The sequence below is a fragment of the Streptococcus symci genome (assembly GCF_006385165.1).
GTDB classification, from domain to species: Bacteria; Bacillota; Bacilli; order Lactobacillales; family Streptococcaceae; genus Streptococcus; species Streptococcus symci.
Genome location: NZ_VFJA01000002.1, coordinates 151,797 through 169,269, shown reverse-complemented (window position 1 = coordinate 169,269; position 17,473 = coordinate 151,797). Strand labels below are relative to the sequence as shown.

General features: G+C 38.8%; 13 protein-coding genes. 12 read left to right on the top strand and 1 reads right to left on the bottom strand.

Annotation, left to right across the window (positions count from 1 at the left end):
• Positions 1 to 2: 2 nt before the first annotated feature.
• The 6 genes from FJN11_RS05470 (at position 3) to FJN11_RS05445 (ending at position 7,958) form a co-directional block, all read left to right on the top strand.
• Positions 3 to 296 carry a hypothetical protein gene (locus FJN11_RS05470; protein WP_042750982.1) on the top strand — a complete coding sequence of 98 codons (294 nt, stop codon included), beginning with the start codon at positions 3 to 5 and terminating at the stop codon, positions 294 to 296.
• A 178-nt stretch (positions 297 to 474) separates the two neighbouring features.
• Positions 475 to 1,311 carry a LicD family protein gene (locus tag FJN11_RS05465; protein ID WP_140224258.1) on the top strand — a complete coding sequence of 279 codons (837 nt, stop codon included), beginning with the start codon at positions 475 to 477 and terminating at the stop codon, positions 1,309 to 1,311.
• Positions 1,308 to 2,276 (top strand): glycosyltransferase family 2 protein, encoded by a 969-nt coding sequence (locus tag FJN11_RS05460; protein WP_140224257.1) that lies wholly within the window; start codon positions 1,308 to 1,310, stop codon positions 2,274 to 2,276. The genes FJN11_RS05465 and FJN11_RS05460 overlap by 4 nt, the downstream gene beginning before the upstream one ends.
• Before the next feature lie 21 nt (positions 2,277 to 2,297).
• Positions 2,298 to 4,457 carry a LicD family protein gene (locus FJN11_RS05455; RefSeq protein ID WP_049487270.1) on the top strand — a complete coding sequence of 720 codons (2,160 nt, stop codon included), beginning with the start codon at positions 2,298 to 2,300 and terminating at the stop codon, positions 4,455 to 4,457.
• A 57-nt stretch (positions 4,458 to 4,514) separates the two neighbouring features.
• Positions 4,515 to 5,327, top strand: a complete 813-nt coding sequence (locus FJN11_RS05450; RefSeq protein ID WP_049487269.1) for a LicD family protein — start codon at positions 4,515 to 4,517, stop codon at positions 5,325 to 5,327.
• A gap of 39 nt (positions 5,328 to 5,366) precedes the next feature.
• Complete coding sequence (locus tag FJN11_RS05445) at positions 5,367 to 7,958, top strand: MBL fold metallo-hydrolase (protein WP_125409990.1); 2,592 nt, start codon at positions 5,367 to 5,369, stop codon at positions 7,956 to 7,958.
• Between the two features lie 47 nt (positions 7,959 to 8,005).
• Here FJN11_RS05445 and FJN11_RS05440 read toward each other — a convergent pair whose 3' ends face one another.
• Entirely contained in the window at positions 8,006 to 9,484 is a 1,479-nt protein-coding gene (locus tag FJN11_RS05440; RefSeq protein WP_125431063.1) for an oligosaccharide flippase family protein, read from the bottom strand.
• 124 nt (positions 9,485 to 9,608) lie between these two features.
• Here FJN11_RS05440 and mecA point away from each other — a divergent pair, with 124 nt between their 5' ends.
• The 6 genes from mecA (at position 9,609) to FJN11_RS05410 (ending at position 17,402) form a co-directional block, all read left to right on the top strand.
• On the top strand, positions 9,609 to 10,346 hold the full coding sequence (mecA, locus tag FJN11_RS05435) for an adaptor protein MecA (RefSeq protein WP_140224256.1): 738 nt from the start codon (positions 9,609 to 9,611) through the stop codon (positions 10,344 to 10,346).
• A 151-nt stretch (positions 10,347 to 10,497) separates the two neighbouring features.
• Entirely contained in the window at positions 10,498 to 11,784 is a 1,287-nt protein-coding gene (locus FJN11_RS05430) for a homoserine dehydrogenase (RefSeq protein WP_140224255.1), read from the top strand.
• 1 nt (position 11,785) lies between these two features.
• On the top strand, positions 11,786 to 12,655 hold the full coding sequence (thrB, locus tag FJN11_RS05425; RefSeq protein ID WP_049552486.1) for a homoserine kinase: 870 nt from the start codon (positions 11,786 to 11,788) through the stop codon (positions 12,653 to 12,655).
• 273 nt (positions 12,656 to 12,928) lie between these two features.
• Positions 12,929 to 13,867, top strand: coding sequence for a peptide-methionine (R)-S-oxide reductase MsrB (gene msrB, locus FJN11_RS05420; protein WP_049551700.1), 939 nt, complete (start codon positions 12,929 to 12,931; stop codon positions 13,865 to 13,867).
• Between the two features lie 60 nt (positions 13,868 to 13,927).
• Positions 13,928 to 15,652: an ABC transporter ATP-binding protein gene (locus tag FJN11_RS05415; protein WP_140224254.1), complete on the top strand. Its 1,725-nt coding sequence runs from the start codon at positions 13,928 to 13,930 to the stop codon at positions 15,650 to 15,652.
• A 1-nt stretch (position 15,653) separates the two neighbouring features.
• A complete protein-coding gene (locus tag FJN11_RS05410; RefSeq protein WP_140224253.1) occupies positions 15,654 to 17,402 on the top strand; it encodes an ABC transporter ATP-binding protein in 1,749 nt (582 codons plus the stop codon).
• Positions 17,403 to 17,473 lie beyond the last annotated feature (71 nt).

The window sequence follows — 17,473 nt, the reverse complement described above, 5'->3', positions numbered from 1 at the left end:
TTATGTTTGATGAAATGATTAATGATTTCTTCTCAGGAGTGAACAATAATATGATTGAGATTCAGAAGGGACTAGAACGTTTACTAATCAGTCATATCTATTCACCGATCAAATTGAATGAGCGTAATAATTTGATGTCAGATGGTGACTTTAAGATCAAAACAGAAGCTCTAGCAACAAAGACAGCACTAGGGATGATTTCTAGTCAACTCGATACAACTATGAAAGGAGCTTATTCGACAAAGGTTGTTGAGACTTTGAAGACGAAAGAAAAAGATTATGATACGATTGTGTAGAGATGAATATTCTACAATTGGAATTAGATAGGAGATTAATACAGGAAAAATCAAGGTTCGAATCACCAGTAAAATAGTGGTTTGAACTTTGATTTTTCTTAGTGTCTGATGGATTTTTAAGGCTTTTTTATGGTATAATAAAACGATATAACTCGTTATTGAACAGAAGAGGAGAGACATGAGTGATTTGAAAGCGATTCAGGCTCGTAGTCTGGAAATGGCTGAATATTTCGTCGCATTTTGTAAAGAACATGATTTGCTTTGTTATCTTTGTGGTGGAGGTGCTATTGGTGCCCTTCGAAACAAGGGTTTCATTCCTTGGGATGATGATCTAGATTTTTTTATGCCCCGTAAGGATTATGAAAAATTGGCAGAATTATGGCCTCGTTATGCAGATGAGCGTTATTTCTTGTCAAAGAGTAACAAGGATTTTGTCGACCGCAATCTTTTTATTACTATTCGTGACAAGGAAACTACCTGTATTAAACCTTACCAGCAAGATTTGGATTTGCCACATGGTTTGGCTTTGGATGTTTTGCCTTTGGATTATTATCCGAAAAATCCAGCTGAGAGAAAGAAACAGGTTCGCTGGGCCTTGATTTATTCACTCTTTTGTGCCCAAACTATTCCAGAAAAGCATGGTGCACTTATGAAATGGGGAAGCCGTATTTTACTGGGGATGACTCCCAAATCTCTCCGTTATCGTATTTGGAAAAAAGCTGAGAAAGAAATGACCAAGTATAGTCTGGCTGAGAGCGATGGAATCACGGAGTTATGCTCCGGTCCTGGCTACATGAGAAACAAGTACCCAATCGCATCCTTTGAAGATAATCTCTTCTTGCCATTTGAAGAGACAGAGCTGCCCGTTCCAGTCGGCTATGATGCCTATCTCAGCACTGCTTTTGGTGATTATATGACACCTCCACCAGCAGATAAGCAGCTACCACATCATGATGCTGTTATCGCTGATATGGATAAGAGTTATAGAGAGTACAAGGGAGAATATGGAGCATGATGGGAGAAAAAATAAGCGTTATCGTTCCAGTCTACAATGTAGAAGCCTATTTGGAACGATGTGTGGAGTCAATTCTTCATCAGACTTATACCAATTTTGAACTAATCCTAATAAATGATGGGTCTACTGATTCTAGTGGAAAGATCTGTGATGATTTAGCAAATCAGTATGAGAATATCAAGGTTTACCATATCGAAAATGCTGGTGTTTCTAATGCAAGAAATCTTGGAATTCAGCTAGCGACAGGTGCTTGGATAACTTTTATTGATAGCGATGATTTCGTCACCAATGATTATCTAGCTACTTTAGCTAGTGCAGTTGAGGGAGAACATGTAGGTTTTGTGATTGCTCCTCTACACCATATCAAAAATGGCGTTGTAACAGACCTTCCTCCACATTCTGGAAAAACAGAACTCTGGTCGACAGAAGAAACCATGAAGGAACTACTGATGACTACCAGAACGTCATTTTTTCCAGTCGCAAAACTGTTTAAGAGAGACCTGCTTGCGGATGAAAAGTTTAATACAAATTATCACCTGGCTGAAGATGCCCTATTTTTAACTGAATTGTTACTAAAGACAAGATGTAGTAGCGTATTTATTGACAAACCGATTTATTATTATGATCATCGTGAGGGAAGTGCGACAACATCTGTTAATCGGTATGTATTTGATACGATAGAAGTTTATAAGCAAATAATCGCTCAAGTTTCACAAATTTTTCCTAATTTAAAACACGAATTAAAAAATAGAGAATGTTGGTCGTACATCACAGTTTACGATAAAATTATCTTTACTTCACGTGGAGAGTATCAAAAGGAGAAAGCCGAGCTGAGGACTTGGATTGTTCAGCATCGACGTGAAATATGGAAGGATGCTTATTTCACTACTTTTCGCAAGGTAGCGATCCTCTCACTTGTCATTTCTCCATGGCTATATAAGAAAATTGTTGGATTAAAAAACTAATATCATGAGAAGGAGTTGAAAATGAATTTTTCAAAATTGGATGAATACTTTGAAAAATCAAAACTATGGATTGCGTATCTATTTGTTTTTATTTCGATTTTAAGTATGAGTTCACTGGTTTATAAGATAGCAAATCCCCTCTACAAGGGATTATCAGCGATTGTAGTACTTTATATTTGCTGTACCTTATTGTTTAAGTGGAAAGAAATCACAGTAGATCGCAAATTTCTGTCCTTATTTGGTCTATTGGCTGGAAGTCATCTGTTATCAGCTATTTTTAATCGCTCTGGACATTTGATTGGAAATGTGATAGAGATCCTCTTTATGGTGACCTATATTTTATTATTTACCATGTTAGAATCAGGGCAACTTAAAAAATTATTTGACTGGATTGCCTATACGGTTCAAATTGTATCTTTTTCTTCAGCAATTTTTGCGTTTGGTTTATTGGTAAGTAGAGTCCTTATCCTATTTAAGATTGGCGAACAATCTTATTACTATGGTGTTATGAATGGACGTCTGTGGGGGATTGTTAATCCAAATGCTAGTGCGATATTTTCATACATTAGCATTATTTTGGCTATGTATTTGATTCATAAAGGAAGTAAATATTCTGTCTATCTTAAACTGAATAATGTAATTCAATTAGTTTACTTCGCAACCATGCAAAGTAGAGGAGCTTTATTATCTTTAGTGTTAATGATTGGGTTTTATAGTTTCTTTATTAACGGGGGCAAGTTAGCTAAGCGATTTCTAATCTTTATTATTTCTGCTTTACTTGTTTCTGCTGCTAACATCGGATTGAGTTATGTAACCTCTATTTACATATCCTCGGGGAAAGCGACTGTATTAGACTTAAATAAAGGACAATCTTATGCAGAAACGGATTCTTCAGTTATAAAAAAAACAGGTGAACTTCATCTAATAGAAACAACACCTAGTGGCAGAACTTATATTTGGAAAAATGCTATAAAAATGGGAAGTGAGAAACCAATTTTTGGTTATGGTGTAAGAAATGTTCCAGATTATTACACAAAATATTTCAGTAAATTTGAGATTCAAAATTCTCTTATTGGTGGAAATTTCCATAACATTTTGGTAACGATATTTGTTAGTTCTGGAATTTTAGGTTTAGTATCCTTTCTACTTCTACTAGGATATATAATTAAGCGCTTTTTGACTTATTTGATTGTTTCTAAAAAGAACTCTGAAAAGTTGATTATGATTCTTTTCTTTGGTATCTTGTTCGGTCAATTATTTGAAAGTCAGATTATGTACTCAACTAACTTTATTAATATTATCTTTTGGTTGATTATTGGTTATGGATTAGTTGTTTGCAAACGTGATGAAGGTATTCGTTATCAGGAAGTAACTGATATTAGAGAGATCCAACAGATGGAACTAGGAATCATGGAATACATTCATGAAACTTGCCAGAAAATTGGTGTCAAATATTTCCTAGCTTATGGCAGTCTTATCGGTGCGGTTCGTCATAAAGGTTTTATTCCTTGGGATGATGACATGGATATCTGTATGTTACGAGAAGATTATGAAAAGTTGCAAGACTATCTTATTGCTAACCCTGATGAACGTTACGAAGTGATGTCTTATAAAAATAATCTCAACTATGTCTATCCCTTCATGAAAGTGCAGGATAACCATACCTACTTGCTAGAAGAAGATGTTCGTATTGATTCAAATATGGGGATTTATGTAGATATTTTCCCTGTAGATGGCTACGAGAATGATGCCAATTTCAAGAACAAGATGACAAAGCTGATAAAGAAACGTCAATTGAGTTGCTATACATTTAAAGGTATCACCAATACGAAAAGTGTTCTGAATTCACTGATACGCTATATTTCAGTTATTATTTTTTATTTCACAAATACAAATAAATACGTTGCACAAATTGAAGAACTTGCTAAATCACGTAAAGTGTCAGATTATGAGGAAGTGGATTATCTTATCTACAAGGATATGAACAAACCAGTGTGGAGACGCGAATGGCTAGAACAAGTTACTACTGGAACATTTGAAGGTAAGAAATTTACTATTCCGAAAAAATATCATGAAATTTTGACCTCAGACTACGGAGATTATATGCAATTGCCGCCAGTTGAACAAAGAGTATCTCATCATGATTTTAAATTGTGGAAGATTGTTAAAAAGTCTAAATAACTGGATTGGGATTAAGAAACGTTTAAAAATATAGTCAAAATTAGGAGAATAAAACCTATGTCTGAAAGAACTTTAACTCTTGAAGAAATCAAACAAGTAGAATTAGATATTTTGAAGTATCTTCATGATCTTTGTGAACAACATCATATCAAATATTTTATTGATTTTGGAACATTACTAGGAGCTGTACGCCATAAAGGATTTATACCTTGGGATGATGATACAGATATTTCCTTAGCGCGTGATGAGTTTGAAAAACTGTATAAGGTTTTAAAAAATGAAAATCATCCCTACTACAAATTAATTTCATTCAGAGAAACAAAGGGGTATCCTTACAGTTATATGCGAGTCTATGATGTGAGGACACGTCGAGATGCTAATCTTATAGATAAAACGGTCGTATTGGGAACCTGCGTTGACATCTTTCCATATGATGGTGTCGTAACGCAAGAAAGTGACCAGAAGAAAATGAAGCTCTACAAATATTTCATTCGTCTTTCTTCTTTGAATTTTAAAGGGATTAAGTCTGAGAATGGTGGACTTAAAAATCTCCCTCGTTATATGGGGTCAGCTATTTTTCGTTTAACTTCCCCACAGATATGGAACCAAAAATTAGAGAGTCTTGCTTTGAAGTATAGTGTGGATCAAGCAACAGATCTCACTTGTACTATCTATGATTCCTATTATCCAGATGGTATAAAAAAAGAATGGCTCTATGATTTGATTGATATGCCGTATGAAAACATTGTGGTCAAGGTTCCTAGAAAATACCATGAATTACTTGTCTACGAATTTGGAGAAAACTATATGAGTCCGCCACCCATTGAGCAACAAGTGCCAGGAGGAGATAAAAATTATTGGATTGATTAGTATAAGTTTCTTATCTTTTAAAATAAAGGGGTTTTCAAGATGAAAAATAAACAGTTAATAAAATTAGTTGGGTATAGTTTTCTTGTATTCTTTCTAGCGCTGATTCAGTTATCGCAAGGAGTAGATGCAAATACTATCTCTGCAGGTTCGGGCAATCGTATCCATTTCATAAATACTAAAGCAAAATCTGGGAGTGACGCCATCCTTCTGGAAAGCAATGGTCACTATGCTTTGATTGATATGGGAGAAGACTATGATTTTCCTGATGGGAGTGACCCACGCTATCCAAGTCGTTGGGGAATTTCTATGAGAAATTATCAAGTATTAGAGGATAGATTGATTCGCCACCTAGATGAAATAGGTGTTAAAAAATTAGATTTTATCATAGGAACTCATGTTCATAGTGATCATATTGGTGGAGCAGACGAAATACTCAATCGTTATCAGGTTGGTAAGTTTTATTTGAAAAAATATTCAGATGATCGAATCACAGCAAAGTGGGGTCTATGGGATAATCTTTTCAATTATGATAATGCTTTGAGAGCAGCTCAAAAACGAGGAGTTGCGCTTATCCAGAATATTTCAGATGAGGATAGCCATATAAAATTAGGTGATATGGATATCCAGCTCTACAACTATAAGAATGAATATGATGCTGATGGGAATCTGAAAAAAGTTCGAGATGATAACTCCAACTCCATTGTTTCAGTAGTGACTGTGGCAGGAAAGAGAATCTATCTTGGTGGAGATTTGGATAATGCCGAAGGAGCAGAAGATAAGTTAGGTCCAGTTATCGGCAAGGTTGATATGATGAAATGGAACCACCATTATGATGCGACAATTTCAAATACGATTAATTTCCTTGAAAACTTATCACCAAAAATGATTATTCAGACAACTGGTGGAGATATTAATGTTGCTTCAACTAGAGAATACCTTCAGAAGAAAAATATTCAGGTTCTTCGTGCTGCTAGCCAAACTCAAGACGCTACTGTTTTTGATATTAGCGATAAAGGATTTGCTAATGTTTCAAATACCTTCCCTGATATCCCAGTAGTTGACGAAAAATGGTATCAAGAAGATGGCTATTGGAAATATCGTTTGTCTGACGGGGAAATGGCTATCGGCTGGAAAGAGATTGGCGGAGCCACTTACTTCTTTAATGGAAAAGGACAAATGCAAGCAGGCCGCTGGCTTCACCTTAATGACGACTGGGGAGAAAATGCCAAGGGGAATGATTACTATCTGAACAAAAATGGTAAAATGCAAACTGGTGGATGGTTCAAGCTAGATAACTCTTGGTATTATATCCAGTCGAATGGTGCTAGACGATTTAGCGAGCTCTCTGAAATTGGAGGGAAAAAATACCTTTTTGCGGCAGATGGTAAGATGCTGACAGGACACCAAGTTTTTAATGGTAAGAAGATGTTCTTTAGCGAAAGTGGCGTACTACAAATTTCAGGTAAGCCTTCAACTTGGCAAAAGATTGATTCAGCTTGGTATTTCTATGATGAGGATGGTCTAAAGACTGTCGGTAAAAAGAATATCAATGGAAGCACATACTACTTTAATCAAGAAGGTGTCATGCAAACTGGCTGGGCCTTTGTTGATGGTCACTGGAACTATTTTGCAAGTTCTGGAGCTATGAAAACTGGCTGGGTCAAGGATCAGGAAACATGGTATTATCTGGATAAAGATGGCATCATGTTAACTGGCAGACAAGATATAAAGGGTATTCGTTACTATTTGAATGCTAGTGGTGCCATGCAGACTGGCTGGAAGTGGCAAGACAATAGCTGGTACTTCTATACGAACTCAGGTGCTATGAAAACTGGTTGGTTGAAAGATAAAGAATCATGGTATTATTTGGATCCAGAAACAGGTATCATGGCCGTAGGATCTAAAGCGATTGATGGAAAAACCTATTTCTTTAAATCCTCAGGTAACATGCAAGTTGGCTGGCAGTGGTCAAATGATGTCTGGCATTATTACGCCTCATCTGGTGCACTCCAAACTGGTTGGCTAAAAGATCATGATATGTGGTATTATCTTGAATCTAAGGAAGGCGCTATGTTGGTTGGACTCAATCAAGTAGATGGCAAGCAATATTACTTTAGTGCATCTGGTGCCATGCAGACTGGCTGGAAATGGTTTGATAATCATTACCGTTACTTTGAATCAAATGGAGCCATGAAAACTGGTTGGATAAAAGACAAAGGCGTCTGGTATTATCTAAATCCTGAAGATGGTATTATGTTGGTTGGCCTTCAAAAAGTCAATGGTGATCAATATTACTTTGATTCAACAGGAGCGATGCAAACTGGCTGGAAACAGGTTGATGGTCATTGGTACTATTTCCAAGCAGATGGTTCCTTATTGAAAAATTCTACCACACCTGATGGTTATAAAGTTAATGAAGAAGGTGTATGGAGACAAGTAGTTACTGTTGATAAGCAGCAAAATCATTCTACAAACAAACAGGAAACATCTACTCTAACTGATAAATCAGACAAGATTAATAAGGCAGAAAAGCAAGAAAATCATAAAGAAATTAACTCTTCTAATTCAGAAAAACAAAAAGAGGACTCAATTATAGAGTCAAGTAGTTCCGACAAGAAAGAAAAGGAATAATGAGAAAATCCCCTGCTAGTAGAATAGTCTATTAGCAGGGGATTCTTTTAATTTCTTTTAATCTTAGCAAGTGCAAGATTGAGTGCATAGTGGAGTGTTTTATCTTTGGTAAGAAATAGCGTCAAGAGATAATAGATACCGCAAGTCGCAACAGTCAAGAGTACCATGAGTATCATATTGAGGTTGACTGTATAAGAGTTGATTTGGAAAAGAAATTTAAAAGTGAAATAAATTGGAATGAATCCGAGCGATACAATAGTATAGCGTGTTAAAGTAGTAAATATTTCTTTTAAGTCAAGCAGATGATGCTTCTTGATAAAGTAAATTTCCAGTAGAACAACTACAGTTTCTGCAATAATAGTAGTAGCAATGTAGTACTCTGGTGCAAAAATATTATTGAAATACAAGAGACTGTTGAGTAGGATATTAGCTCCGCCACCAATAAAGTAAAAGGCTGTTAAACGATTTTCGTGGTCGTTGATGAAGATAATTTGTTTACCGAGAATCAACTCAATAGCCCAAATGATAGTTCGAAAGGCGAAGACACTAGTCACAATACCAGCTTCAAGGTATTTTTCAGAAGAGTAGATGACTGCAGCGTAGTTTCCTAATACCATCATCCCAATACTGGTTGGAATGATAAGAAAATAAAAGAGGGCGGCTCCTTGGTTTAGAAGATTTTTATAAGATTCGTAGTCTTTCTTACCGAGATAGTAGCCGAGACGTGGAATACTGACGTTGATAGCTCCACTCAGGACACTGGCAATCAACATGACGATGCTAGAAGCAATGGTATAATAAGAAATGTAGTTTTCATCAGGCCCTTTGGTGATAAACATTCTATCAAGTAAGGTGTAGAGCATATTGGCATTAGCTAGAAGCAACATGGTCAAGAGTGGCTTAGATGCTTTGATTAATTCCATGAGACCAATTTTGACAAAGGAAACTTCTCTCTTGATCCAAAGAAAACTGAGCAGGTAGTTGAGGATAGTTGTCGCACTCATGACGATGGCATAAGGAACGATATCATCTGCAGTTTTAACAAAGGTAAAGATAGCAACCAGCATGGCAATCCGAATAATCAATGTCTTGTAAAGGATGAAGGCATAGTTTTCATAAGCCTCGTTCATCCACTCGATATAAAGGAATTGGAAGAGAGCCTGGACACCAAGTATATAGTAGAGTTCTTTCAAATTTTCAATACTATTATCCAGATAAATAAATAGGAAATAGATACTTGTTGTTAGAACAGATGTAATAATGGAGATATAGAATAACTTAGAGAAAACATAGTTGATTTTATTTTTATCATCCTTGACCTTACTGATAGCTCGAATTCCGTAGTTATAGATTCCAAATGCGGCTAAAGGAATGACAAAGCTAGCCCAGGTATTTGCGGTATTGAAATAACCGTAATTGGATTTGCTAAGAATCCGAGTCAGATAAGGATTGGTTATCAGCGGAAAAACGATATTGAGAACATTGACTAGTAAGCTAGCCAGTGCATTAACTTTTATATTTTTCATTGTACTTTCTTTCTTGTATTGTAAAATGGTCTCTAGTATTATATCACATTCTCGCTTCATTCTTTTGATAAAATCGTAAAAATCTAGTATAATAGATAGAACTGAAAGTATGAGGTTACTGGCAATGAAAATGAAACAAATTAGTGATACAACTTTGAAAATCACGATGTCTTTAGAGGATTTGATGGATCGAGGCATGGAGATTGCTGACTTTCTCGTTCCTCAAGAAAAAACAGAAGAGTTCTTTTATGCCATCTTGGATGAGTTAGAGATGCCTGAGAGCTTTTTGGATACAGGTATGTTGAGTTTCCGTGTGACTCCAAAACCTGATAAGGTTGATCTCTTTGTAACCAAATCAAAGATTGACCAAAATCTAGATTTTGAAGACTTATCGGATTTACCAGATATGGAAGAATTGGCTCAAATGTCGCCAGATGAATTTATCAAAACCTTGGAAAAAAGCATCGCAGACAAAACTAAGGATGATATCGAAGCCATTCAATCTCTAGAGCAAGTCGAAGCCAAGGAAGAAGAGCAGGAGCAGGCTGAACAAGAAGTTGAAGGCAAGAAAGAGCCTTATATCTACTACATCCTTTCTTTTACAAAATTGGCTGACTTGGTGGCTTTTGCTAAGACAGTGACTTTTGAGATGGAAACTTCTGAACTCTACAAGATGAATGAGCGCTATTATTTGACCATTTTAGTGGATATTGAAAATCATCCAAGTCCATATCCAGCTTGGCTTTTGGCTCGTATGCGCGAGTTTGCGGACGATAGTGACATCAGTCGCTCAGTCTTGCAGGAGTATGGTCAAGTCTTGATGAATCACGATGCAGTACTTAATCTGCAAAAGATTGGATAATCATTTCTGGAAAGTTATTTTCAGATTTTAAGGAGAGCGAATCGTCTGATTCGTTTTTTCTTTTCTAGACTGAAATAGTGATTTACTATAATAGGAATTTTCACAAAATTCTGTTATAATGGCTATATTAGAAAATTTCGAGGAGACAAATATGACAGTTAAAATTGCTTTACTAGGATTTGGTACCGTTGCAAGTGGTGTGCCTTTCCTCCTAAAGGAAAATGGAGAAAAAATCAATCAATCAGCACATTCAGAGATTGAAGTTGCTAAGGTGTTGGTCAAGGATGAAGATGAAAAGAATCGCTTGCTTGCAGCAGGGAATGACTTTAACTTTGTAACCAATGTGGATGATATTTTGTCAGATCAAGACATTACGATCGTAGTGGAATTGATGGGGCGTATCGAACCAGCTAAAACCTTTATCACTCGTGCCTTGGAGGCTGGAAAACACGTTGTGACTGCTAACAAGGACCTTTTGGCTGTCCATGGTGCAGAATTGTTAGAAATCGCTAAAGAGCATAATGTAGCACTTTACTACGAAGCAGCAGTAGCTGGTGGGATTCCAATTCTTCGTACTTTAGCAAATTCCTTGGCTTCTGATAAAATCACGCGCGTGCTTGGAGTAGTCAACGGAACTTCTAACTTCATGATGACCAAGATGGTGGAAGAAGGCTGGTCTTATGATGATGCTCTTGCGGAAGCGCAACGTCTAGGATTTGCAGAAAGCGACCCGACAAACGACGTAGATGGGATCGATGCAGCTTACAAGATGGTGATTTTGAGCCAATTTGCCTTTGGGATGAAGGTTGCCTTTGACGATGTAGCCCACAAGGGAATCCGCAACATTACACCAGAAGATGTAGCTGTAGCCCAAGACCTTGGCTATGTAGTGAAATTAGTTGGTTCTATCGAGGAAACTCCTTCAGGAATTGCTGCAGAAGTAACTCCAACCTTCCTACCTATAGCACATCCACTTGCCAGTGTGAATGGCGTAATGAACGCTGTTTTTGTAGAATCTATCGGTATCGGCGAGTCTATGTACTACGGACCAGGTGCTGGTCAAAAACCAACTGCAACAAGTGTTGTAGCAGATATTGTCCGTATCGTTCGTCGCCTGAATGATGGTACCATTGGCAAAGACTTCAACGAATACAGCCGTGACTTGGTCTTGGCAAATCCTGAAGATGTCAAAGCAAACTACTACTTCTCAATCTTGGCTCCAGACTCAAAAGGTCAGGTCTTGAAGTTGGCTGAAATCTTTAATGCCCAAGATATTTCCTTCAAGCAAATCCTTCAAGATGGAAAAGAAGGTGACAAGGCGCGTGTCGTGATCATCACACACAAGATTAATAAAGCCCAGCTTGAAAATGTCTCAGCTGAATTGAAGAAGGTTTCAGAATTCGACCTCTTGAATACCTTCAAGGTGCTAGGAGAATAAGATGAAGATTATTGTACCTGCAACCAGTGCCAATATCGGGCCAGGTTTTGACTCGGTCGGTGTAGCTGTAACCAAGTATCTTCAAATTGAGGTCTGCGAAGAACGAGAAGAGTGGTTGATTGAACACCAGATTGGCAAATGGATTCCTCATGACGAGCGTAATCTCTTACTAAAAATTGCTTTACAAATTGTACCAGACTTGCAACCAAGACGCTTGAAAATGACCAGTGATGTTCCCTTGGCGCGTGGTTTGGGTTCTTCCAGCTCGGTTATTGTAGCTGGGATTGAATTAGCTAACCAACTTGCAAATCTTAATTTAACTGATCACGAAAAACTGCAGTTAGCAACTAAGATTGAGGGACATCCTGACAATGTGGCACCCGCCATCTATGGTAATCTCGTTATTGCAAGTTCCGTTGAAGGGCAAGTTTCAGCTATTGTAGCAGACTTCCCAGAGTGTGATTTCCTAGCCTACATTCCAAACTATGAATTGCGTACTCGAGACAGCCGTGGTGTCTTGCCTAAGAAATTGTCCTATAAGGAAGCTGTTGCTGCTAGTTCGATCGCTAATGTGGCGGTTGCGGCCTTGTTGGCAGGAGACATGGTGACCGCTGGGCAAGCAATCGAGGGAGACCTCTTCCACGAGCGCTATCGTCAGGACTTGGTGAGAGAATTTGCGACGATTAAGCAAGTGGCCAAAGAAAATGGTGCCTATGCAACCTATCTATCTGGTGCTGGACCGACAGTTATGGTTTTGGCTTCTCATGACAAGATACCAACGATTAAGGCAGAATTGGAAAAGCAACCTTTCAAAGGAAAACTTCATGACTTGAAAGTTGATACCCAAGGTGTCCGTGTCGAAGCAAAATAAAGAATAGATGATAGGATGGGGAAACTCTCGACCAGAGGGCTTCCTATCCTTTTTTTGAAAAGAATTCGAGTAGAAAGAAAAACTATATTCATACTCAATGAAAATCAAAGAGCAAACTAGGAAGCTAGCCGCAGGCTGCTCAAAACAGTGTTTTGAGGTTGTGGATAAAACTGACAAAGTCAGTTACCTATATATACGTTAAGGAGACGCTGATGTGGTTTGAAGAGATTTTCGAAGAGTATTAGTTAAAAACTTGATAAAGGAGAAATAAAGATGGCAGAAATTTATCTAGCAGGAGGTTGTTTTTGGGGCCTAGAGGAATATTTTTCCCGCATTTCTGGAGTGCTAGCTACCAGTGTCGGCTACGCTAATGGTCAAGTCGAAACGACCAATTACCAGTTGCTCAAGGAAACAGACCATGCAGAAACAGTTCAAGTGATTTACGATGAGAAGATAGTATCACTCAGAGAGATTTTACTTTATTATTTCCGTGTCATTGACCCTTTATCCATCAATCAACAAGGGAATGACCGTGGTCGCCAATATCGAACTGGGATTTATTACCAAGATGAAGCTGATTTGCCAGCTATCTACACAGTGGTGCAGGAGCAGGAGCGCATGCTTGGGCGAAAGCTTGCAGTGGAAGTGGAGAAACTACGTCATTACATTCTAGCTGAAGATTACCACCAAGACTATCTTAAGAAGAATCCTTCAGGTTACTGTCATATCGATGTGGCGGATGCTGAGAAGCCATTGATTGACGCATCTAACTATGAAAAGCCTAGTCAAGAGGTGTTAAAGGGCAGTTTATCTGAAGAATCCTATCGTGTTACCCAAGAAGCTGCTACAGAGGCTCCATTTACCAATGCTTATGACCAAACCTTTGAAGAAGGGATTTATGTAGATATTACGACAGGTGAGCCACTCTTTTTTGCCAAGGATAAGTTTGCCTCAGGTTGTGGTTGGCCAAGTTTTAGCCGTCCGATTTCTAAGGAATTGATTCATTATTACAAGGATCTCAGCCATGGAATGGAGCGAATTGAGGTTCGTTCTCGGTCGGGGAATGCTCACTTGGGTCATGTTTTCACAGATGGCCCTCGGGAGTTAGGTGGACTTCGTTACTGTATTAATTCTGCATCCTTGCGTTTTGTATCCAAGGATGAGATGGAAGAGGAAGGATATGGCTATCTACTGCCTTACTTAAACAAATAAAACAGAGAGGGTGGGTGCTTCCCACTTTCTTCATTTCCAGAATACGAATAGAAGGGATTTATGAAACACCTATTATCTTACTTTAAATCCTACATCAAGGAATCAATTTTAGCCCCCTTGTTCAAGTTACTAGAAGCTGTGTTTGAGCTCTTGGTTCCCATGGTGATTGCTGGGATTGTTGACCAATCCTTGCCCCAGAAAAATCAAGGTCATCTCTGGATGCAGATTGGTTTGCTCCTTATCTTTGCAGTAATTGGTGTTGTAGTGGCCTTAATAGCCCAGTTCTACTCAGCTAAGGCTGCGGTTGGATTTGCCAAAGAATTGACAAACGATCTTTATCGACATATTCTATCTTTACCTAAGGACAGTAGAGATCGTCTGACAACTTCTAGCTTGGTCACTCGCTTGACTTCGGATACCTACCAGATTCAGACTGGAATCAATCAATTCCTGCGTCTCTTTTTGCGAGCACCCATTATCGTTTTTGGTGCCATTTTTATGGCTTATCGCATCTCAGCTGAGCTGACTTTTTGGTTCTTGGTCATGGTTGTCATTTTGACCATTGTTATTGTAGGGCTTTCTAAACTGGTTAATCCTCTCTACAGCAGTCTTAGAAAGAAAACGGACCAACTAGTTCAGGAAACACGTCAGCAATTACAAGGAATGCGGGTTATTCGTGCTTTTGGACAAGAAAAACGAGAGTTACAGATTTTTCAAACTCTTAACCAAGTCTATGCTAGATTACAAGAAAAAACAGGTTTCTGGTCTAGTTTATTAACACCTTTGACCTATCTGATTGTCAATGGAACTCTTCTTGCTATTATCTGGCAGGGATATGTTTCTATTCAAGAAGGATTGCTAAGTCAAGGTGCTCTCATTGCCCTTATTAATTATCTCCTACAGATCTTGGTGGAATTGGTCAAGCTAGCCATGCTGATCAATTCTCTCAACCAGTCCTATATCTCTGCCAAACGAATCGAGGAAGTTTTTGCTGAGGCTCCAGAAGATATTCATTCAAAATTAGAACAAAAGCAAGCTACCAGTGATCAGGTTTTACAAGTCCAAGAATTGACCTTTACCTATCCTGATGCGGCCCAGCCTTCTCTGAGAGATATTTCCTTTGATATGAAGCAAGGGCAAATCCTTGGTATCATTGGGGGAACGGGTTCTGGTAAATCAAGTTTGGTGCAACTCATCCTTGGACTTTATCCAGCAGACAAGGGAAGCATTGACCTTTATCGTGATGGACGTAGTCCTCTTAATTTGGAGCAGTGGCGGTCCTGGATTGCTTATGTATCCCAAAAAGTCGAACTTTTTAAGGGAACTATTCGTTCCAACTTGACTCTAGGTTTCAATCACGAAGTAACGGACCAAGAACTTTGGCAGGCCTTGGAAATTGCACAAGCCAAGGATTTTGTCAGTGAAAAGGAAGGACTTTTGGATGCCCTAGTTGAGACAGGAGGACGAAATTTCTCAGGTGGACAAAAACAAAGGCTGTCTATCGCACGAGCAGTCTTGCGCCAGGCTCCGTTTCTTATCTTAGATGATGCTACCTCAGCACTGGACACTATCACTGAGTCCAAGCTCTTGAAAGCTATCCGAGAAAATTTGCCAAATACGAGCTTAATTTTGATTTCTCAACGAACCTCGACTTTACAGATGGCTGCCCAGATTCTACTCTTAGAAAAAGGAGAGCTCCTAGCTATCGGCAAGCACGAGGACTTGATGAAATTTAGTCAAGTTTATCGCGAAATCAATGCATCTCAACATGGTAAGGAGGACTAGCATGAGACGACAAACTGCAAACCAGACACTCAAATGCTTGGCTAAAGATTTTGCAAGTCATCCTTTCCTCCTTTTCCTAGCTTTTCTAGGAACTATTGCCCAGGTTGGCTTATCAATCTACCTACCAATATTGATTGGGAAGGTCATTGACCAGGTCCTTGTGGATGGTTCTTCACCAGTTTTTTGGCATATTTTTATTCAAATGGTCTTGGTAGTCATAGGAAATACCCTTGTACAGTGGGCCAATCCTCTCCTATATAATCGCCTAATCTTCTCTTATACCAGAGATTTACGAGAGAGAATAATCAACAAGCTCCATTGGTTACCGATTGCCTTTGTGGATCGACAAGGAAGTGGAGAAATGGTTAGTCGTGTAACCACGGACATCGAACAGTTGGCAGTTGGCTTGACCATGATTTTTAACCAATTTTTCATTGGCGTCTTGATGATTTTGGTTAGTATTCTAGCCATGCTCCAAATTCATCTCCTCATGACTCTCTTGGTCTTGCTGTTGACGCCATTGTCTATGGTAATCTCACGCTTTATTGCCAAACGCTCCTATCATCTCTTCCAAAAGCAAACAGAAACAAGGGGGATTCAGACACAATTAATTGAAGAATCGTTGAGCCAGCAGACCATCATCCAGTCCTTTAATGCTCAGGCAGAGTTTATCAAAAGACTGCGTGAGGCTAATGCCAACTACGCAGGCTATTCTCAGTCAGCCATCTTTTATTCTTCAACGGTCAATCCTTCGACTCGCTTTGTCAATGCACTCATTTATGCGCTTTTAGCTGGAGTAGGAGCTTATCGTATCATGATGGGGTCCACCTTGACCATTGGGCATTTAGTGACTTTTTTGAACTATGTTCAACAGTACACCAAGCCCTTTAACGATATTTCTTCAGTTCTAGCCGAATTGCAAAGTGCTCTCGCTTGCGCAGAGCGTGTTTATAGAGTCTTAGAGAGTCCTGAGGTGGCTGAAAGTGGCAAGGAGGTCTTGATCAGTGACCAAGTTAAGGGAGCTATTTCCTTTAAACATGTCTCTTTTGGCTACCATCCTGAAAAGATTTTGATTAAGGATTTATCTATTGATATTCCAGCTGGTAGCAAGGTGGCCATCGTCGGTCCGACGGGTGCTGGAAAATCAACCCTTATCAATCTCCTCATGCGTTTTTATCCCATTAACTCAGGAGATATATTGTTGGATGGAAAATCCATTTATGACTATAGTCGAGCATCATTGAGACAACAATTTGGCATGGTGCTACAGGAAACTTGGCTCAAGCAAGGGACCATTCATGATAATATTGCCTTTGGAAATCCTGAAGCCAGTCGGGAGCAGGTGATTGCTGCTGCCAAAGCAGCCAATGCAGACTTTTTCATCCAACAGTTGCCACAGGGTTATGATACTAAGTTGGAAAATGCAGGAGAATCTCTATCTGTTGGTCAGGCTCAACTCTTGACCATAGCTCGAGTCTTTCTAGCTATTCCCAAGATTCTTATCTTAGACGAGGCGACTTCTTCCATTGATACACGGACAGAGGTGCTAGTACAGGATGCCTTTGCCAAACTCATGAAGGGGCGCACAAGCTTTATCATCGCCCACCGCTTGTCAACCATTCAGGATGCGGATTTGATCCTTGTCTTAGTGGATGGTGACATCGTGGAATACGGTAACCATCAGGAACTTATGGCTCGAAAGGGCAAGTATTACCAAATGCAGCAAGCTGCAGCTTTTAGCTCTGACTAATCCTTTCTACTTTGAAATCTTATGGACAAAAAAAGTTGCCTTCGGGTGACTTTTTTGTTACAATAGCTAGA